The 6,270-nt window shown below is 34.2% G+C and carries 4 protein-coding genes and 1 pseudogene; all 5 read right to left on the reverse strand.

What is annotated here, in order from left to right; genetic code table 11:
- On the reverse strand, nucleotides 1–622 hold a 622-nt coding region (locus LD028_RS01615), incomplete at its 3' end, for a PspA/IM30 family protein (RefSeq protein WP_237810707.1).
- 14 nt (nucleotides 623–636) lie between these two features.
- Complete coding sequence (locus LD028_RS01620) at nucleotides 637–987, reverse strand: lmo0954 family membrane protein (RefSeq protein WP_128999478.1); 351 nt, start codon at nucleotides 985–987, stop codon at nucleotides 637–639.
- Between the two features lie 285 nt (nucleotides 988–1,272).
- On the reverse strand, nucleotides 1,273–2,493 hold the full coding sequence (locus LD028_RS01625) for an MFS transporter (protein WP_237810709.1): 1,221 nt from the start codon (nucleotides 2,491–2,493) through the stop codon (nucleotides 1,273–1,275).
- 95 nt (nucleotides 2,494–2,588) lie between these two features.
- The gene (locus LD028_RS01630; RefSeq protein ID WP_237810711.1) at nucleotides 2,589–5,654 is read right to left on the reverse strand and encodes an amino acid adenylation domain-containing protein; all 3,066 of its coding nucleotides are present in this window, start codon (nucleotides 5,652–5,654) and stop codon (nucleotides 2,589–2,591) included.
- Nucleotides 5,655–5,960: 306 nt separating this feature from the next.
- Nucleotides 5,961–6,125 (reverse strand): annotated as a pseudogene (locus tag LD028_RS01635) (IS66 family transposase); the annotation flags it as partial.
- Nucleotides 6,126–6,270 lie beyond the last annotated feature (145 nt).

The raw sequence follows: 6,270 nt of genomic DNA on the forward strand, positions 1-6,270 counted from the left end.
ATTGCTCTTGCTGCAACCGCTTTTCTAATTCAGCGATGCGAGCGTCAATCGTATGGCGATAATAGTCTGACTGCACTTGTTGCTCGAGGCGCGCTAAATAGGACTCTGTATCCGCGAACGTAGTAAGCGCTGGGCTTGCATACCCGTCTAATACACGATTCATGCGATAATGCGCCCGTGCGATATTTTCTCGCCCCATCAGTTCCATGCGGCGCATATGCATATCTTTTAGTTGATGTTTCATTTGTTCGTATTTCTTTTCTAGTTCCAATAACTGTTCGTTTGTTTGCTCAAGCAATTGCTTTAATCGCGCCGCCCGCTCTTCGTATTGCATTTGCTCATGAGACGCAAATGCAAACAGCTCCGATTCTCCTGCTTTTGAGGCAATATCCGCCTGTTTTTTCCGCTTTTCCGCCAGCTGCACAGCTTCGCGATATTCGCGCGTAAACTGCTCTTTTAATACGTATTGCCGCTCAAGCAGCTTTCGTACTTTTTCTACTTCTTGTTCGCATTGGCGTAAGTATTCATTTAGCACCGCAATCGGATTTTTCTTTTCTTTTTCGTCCAACCATTCATGAATATCTGCCGAAATCATCGTTTTCATACGAGAAAGTAAACCCATTGTTCTTCGCTCCTTTAATAATGTTTTTGTAGCTCCGCCCATTGTTTTTCGAAGTTCACGAACGGATCGTCAACGACTTGCACCACTTCTTTCGGTTCGTTCCATTTTTTATACACGACATACAGCACATACGCTGCGACGATAGCGACAAGCGCCGGCACATTCGACACGCTCACCATCAGCGCAGCCAAGCCAATGAGCGCCCAAACGATTTTGCCGAACGTCGAATCGGCTTTGAAAAACTTTTTGACCGCATAGTACAAAATCGCCAAGCTGATCGCTAATCCAACGAGCGGCCCGAGGTGAAACATAAGCACGAGTACAGCAAGTCCACCTGCAAGCAATAACCCGATTTTTTTTAACATCCCTTTCGCCTCCTTCCTTGCTTTCATCTTACCGATTCTCATCTTTGTTCATCATGTCCCATAGCTATATTTTCAACTACGACTCAAGGCGTATTTTTAAGTAATAAAGGTCTTTTCAATGAAAAAAAGCCGCCATAAAACAAAGCGGCTCCATCTCCCTTCTATTGTATTTACCTCGTTTTCCAGCGATGAAAAATGAGATCATCTCTAACATATGAAATAAAAGAAAAAACAACATTGTTAGTCTATGGAGCATTTCGAATAATACCAAACTCTACAAAAGTCTTAAGCCTCTATCCGTTTTTCGGAGGTACGCTGATGCTCCAAAGTACTTTTATTAAAAAATAGTATAAAAACACTTAAAACTATACCTATCCCTATTATAGGTAATAGTCCTTTATAAAAATAATCACCTAAAAAACCGAAAACCGTATTTCCTATCGGCATAAAAATTATCGCAATTGTAAATATAAAAGAAAATACCCTTCCTAATAGCGCCTTATCAATATTAGTCTGTATATAAGTGAAAAAAAGAACATTAAATCGTGTTAGGAAAAAACCAAAGAAGAAAATTACTCCATATAATACATAGAGATTACTGAAGAATATCAATAAAATAAAAACACTACCACATAGAATTAATTCTCTAGAAATATGAACTAACTGAGATTTGCCTTTAGAAAAACTTAAAAGGAAAGCCCCTATAATTCCCCCTAATGCTTCCGATGACAAGGCTAGGCTATAAATAGTACTATCTTTGTATAAAGAATTAACTAGCACAGGCAAAATTATGTTATAACCCGCTATAAAAAAATTCACTAGAGATACCGCTATAAGTAGCCTTATCAATAATGGCTCTCTTCTTACATACTTAAAACCTTCAATAAAATCTTTAAAATATGACTTTTCTTTATTGGATTGGATATAACTATATTTAATAAAAAATTCCATAAAAGCAGATATTAAAAAGGAAACACCGTTAATTATAAATATCGCACTTATACCAATAAAATCCAGAGAAAATAACCATGCGCCTACTATCGGCCCGGAAACTTTAATGATTTCCGAAGATGTCGTTAAATAGGAGTTAATTGTTTTAATTCGATTCTCATCAATAATCTCAGGAATAATTGCTCTCATTGTAGGCGAAAACAAGGAAAAGGAAATACTTAGTGCAATATTCACTGCGATAACTAAAGGAATGTTCACATTTCTGTCATCGACAAAAAAGCCTAATATTATACACATTGATCCAGCTATAATATCCGTTACTATCAGTATGTTTCTTTTATTGAGACGATCTGAAAGCACTCCACCAAAAAGATTAATAAGTACTGATGGAATTAAACTAATAGCTGTTACGACACCTAAAACTTTCGCACTACCAGTCACATCCACAATCCACCAATTCAAAGCGATCGCAAAGATTACACTCCCCAGCTGGGATGTGGAGTTACCAAACAAAACAAGAAATTCATTCCTACTAAGCATAATATCACCTATCATCAATTGTTTGTCTTATAAATATAGAGGTATATAACTCTGCCTGTTTCTAAGGATCAGACAATTCCTCATTAAACAGACAGAGTTAAATAATTGCATCACGATCTAAAGTTATGGATACTACTAAAAATGCGTTCCTCGGATACATGAAGATCTTTATACATTTCCTCGTTTAAGTTAGCTGGCTTGTTTAAAAACGCAATATAAATATGGTCTTTTGTTGAAAAAGAAGTGATAAAAAAAGGATTATCTTTCAAAGCACTTAAGTTTCTTCTCGTTTCTTCTAATGATTCTAACATGACATTTAATTGCTCATTTTTAATTGTTCCTAAGTAGTTTGTCTTAGCAACCGGGTTGATACCGTAAAGATGGTATAAGTCTTTATGGGTTTCGCTCATATTTGGAAAACCTTTTGCAAACAGATAAATCGGATTGAATCCATCTCTATACATGGAATGAACTTCTTCCATCCTACTTTTAAATTCCTCAAATGTTTCTTCTGGTTTTCCTAAAAGAACCATCGAAGTATGATAATCACCTATACAATTACTGAAATCTAAATCTTTATATTTCCTTATGTTAACAATCGTTTGATAGATGAACTCTTTTTGTCCAATAACCCTAGCTAGAATCTGAGTACTGATATAATTCATTTTATCGATTATATCGAATGTCGTTCTGAGTTTACTATCAAAATGAAACTTCAATACTAACAAATCATCACTACTTTGTACTCTCGCCCTATTGATATTGACTTTTAGGAGTTGTTTCGTGTAATTACAATTACTAATAGACTCTAATTTATTTTTACTATCCATAAACTCTATGAAATCTTTATATTCCGGTCTACTTTCTAATTTATGACCGTTTAATACATTCATAAATTGTTTAATCAAAATGTGTTTATTAGATAAGTCTGCAATGTTGTGGGATAACACAAACACCACAATGTACTTTTGATGTAATTCAAAAATCGCAACAGTATATAGCAGCTCATCTAAAGGGTTGTTTAAGACGACTTCCGCCATCGTTTTAGTAATTTCTTCAACGAGTGAATTTGCACTATCATGGGAATATTCAGATAGATTAAATAATGGTATTTCATAGCTATCCATATCTAATTTAACCTGTTTAAATACAATCTGTTCATTATCCACAGAAATGACAGACCTTAATAATTCATTAGATAGAATAATATCTTTACAAACTTCGATAATCTTTTCTATTTTAAAATCTTTTTTTACGTCAATTTTGATGTCAATGACACTATTAAAATTATCTTTAATGTAATTCTTTTGGTGATAATATACTGGATAAACTTTCTCTATTGCACCTAACAATTTATTATTCTTATAGTATGACCTAGAGACTTGCGATTTTATATGATCGATGTCAATATCTTCATTTGCATTTCGAACCTGTTTAGTTATTTCATTTTCCTGCTCTAACCTATTTTCTATATAACTTGCTAGTTCACTAACATTTTGGTGATTATATAAAACAGATTCGTCTAAATTGATGTTATAGTAATTCTCTAACTCTATAATTACAGATATGACATCTAATGAATCACCACCTAAATCAAAGAAGCTGTCATATAAAGACATACGATCTATATTTAAAGTTTCCCTGAATATACGTAAGATGTTTTTCTGCGTATCGGTAACAACATTTTGAATAACATTTGATGGAACGTCAGTATCACCATAATAAGACATAAGCGCCTTCGTATCTATTTTTCTGTTAATCGTTAGTGGAAATTGATCTATTTGTTTATAAAAGTTCGGAATCATATATGAAGGCAAAAAGTTTTTCAAAGTCTTCTTTACGTCATCGGATTCGATTGCTTTTTTCCCTTGATAAAAGCAATAAAGTTTATTGTTTTCATATAAGACCTTAACCATGTTTATTTCTTCTATTTCTTTCAAAATAATATCTTCAATCTCCCCTAATTCTACGCGAATCCCATTTATTTGAACCTGATAGTCTTTTCTTCCTATGAACTCTATGTTTCCATCGCTTAATCTTTTAGCATAATCCCCTGTTTTATAATATTTTTTTCCATCTATAAATAGGAATCTCTCGTCATTGATAGTAGGTAAATTCAAATATCCCTCGGCAACTCCCTCACCGGAAATATACATCTCCCCCTGCGTATCTATTGGTACCTCCATTCCCTTGGAGTCTAAAATTTTAATTTGTACCCCATCAAGCTCTTTTCCGATCGGAACACTTAAACGATTAAAATCATGATCAATTCTATAACGCGTTGCATATACTGTACATTCAGTTGGACCATATAGATTCTCAATACAAACATTTTTTAAATACTTCATAGCTTTATGAGCAAGGGAAACTTTGAACTCTTCACCTGCTACCATTAAATATTTTAAATTTCTATCTAATTTATCAATATCATCCTTACTTAATTTATCTAGCATCAAATTTAAAATTGCAGGCGAGAGTGCCATATGTGTTACTTTATGGACTTCTATTAAATGAGCCAGTTTTCTAAAATTACGTGAGTTCTCTTGTGTCGGTATTACTAAAGCCCCCCCGCCGTAAATCCAGCCAAAAATTTCAACAACGGAGACATCGAAGGTGAATGGTGTCGATAAAATATACTTGTCATCTCTAGAAACTGGATAGTATTTCTGCATGTTATTGAGTATATATTCTAAATTTGAATGCGAGACTTTAACACCCTTTGGCTTTCCTGTACTTCCAGAAGTGTACATTAAATAAGCTAAATTTCCATTTATTTCATCAAATAATTGTGAGTAATCCGACGTAATAACATTTCTAATATTAATTTGATCAACGTTTACATTTAACAGTTCACCCGTATTTTTTAGAATAATTTTGCTATTTGAATCCTCTATTAACGTATTGATGCGATGAACTGGATATTCTGTAGATATAGGTAGATAGGCAGCACCTACCTTTAATACTCCCAAAATACTTATAATCATTTCTGGACATGGGGGCATATAAATTGGAATAAAAGCATTTGTATTATAATTATTTTTATATAAATAGTTTGCCAACTTTGATGATAGCTCATCTAATTGTTTGTAAGTCATTTTCTGATCTTCGTATATAATAGCTGTAGCTTCAGGTATTTGCGAAACTTTATCTTTGAATTTTGCTAAAACATCACTCAAACAAATCACGCTCCTAAACTAATAATTTTTTTATTTTTATAAAAGTAAATTTAACGCACAAAAACATTTATTGTTAGTCTAGCTGAAACATCGTTGGCCTTTCTGAGATAAATGGCTTATAATCCGATGAAACAGTTTTGTAAATAATATACTCTATAATATCCATAATCTCCTCCCTAGCGTTGACTGATGTTAGTCTAGATTATAGACACAACGAATAGAGAAAATGTACAGTAACTATTCATCCCGATAGTAGTATGTAAAGAAGCGCAACACAAATAGGGCATCCCTGTGATAGAAAATGCCCTAAGTGGTAGAAAGAACACGATCGAGCGTTTCGCCCGTCAACAGGAGGCATAACGAGTCCCACACGTTTTTTTCGTGCTTCGTCAGTGTGGAAACGATGCTTCTTGTGATACAAAAAGACTGGGCGAATGTTTCTTCGCGAAACGTACCCGAAATGTTCTCTTTGGTATTATGTCAAGAAAATAGACATGTAAAATCGAGAAAAACTTTAAAACCCTACTACCGCACTTCGTTTGGTGGCCTCTTGAGAAGGAGAACGGTTTGGTAAACCCTTCCCCTCCTCAAGAGGAAAGATGCCCCTTATATCGTG

It is taken from the genome of Anoxybacillus sp. LAT27, from assembly GCF_022030075.1.
GTDB lineage: Bacteria > Bacillota > Bacilli > Bacillales > Anoxybacillaceae > Anoxybacillus > Anoxybacillus kestanbolensis.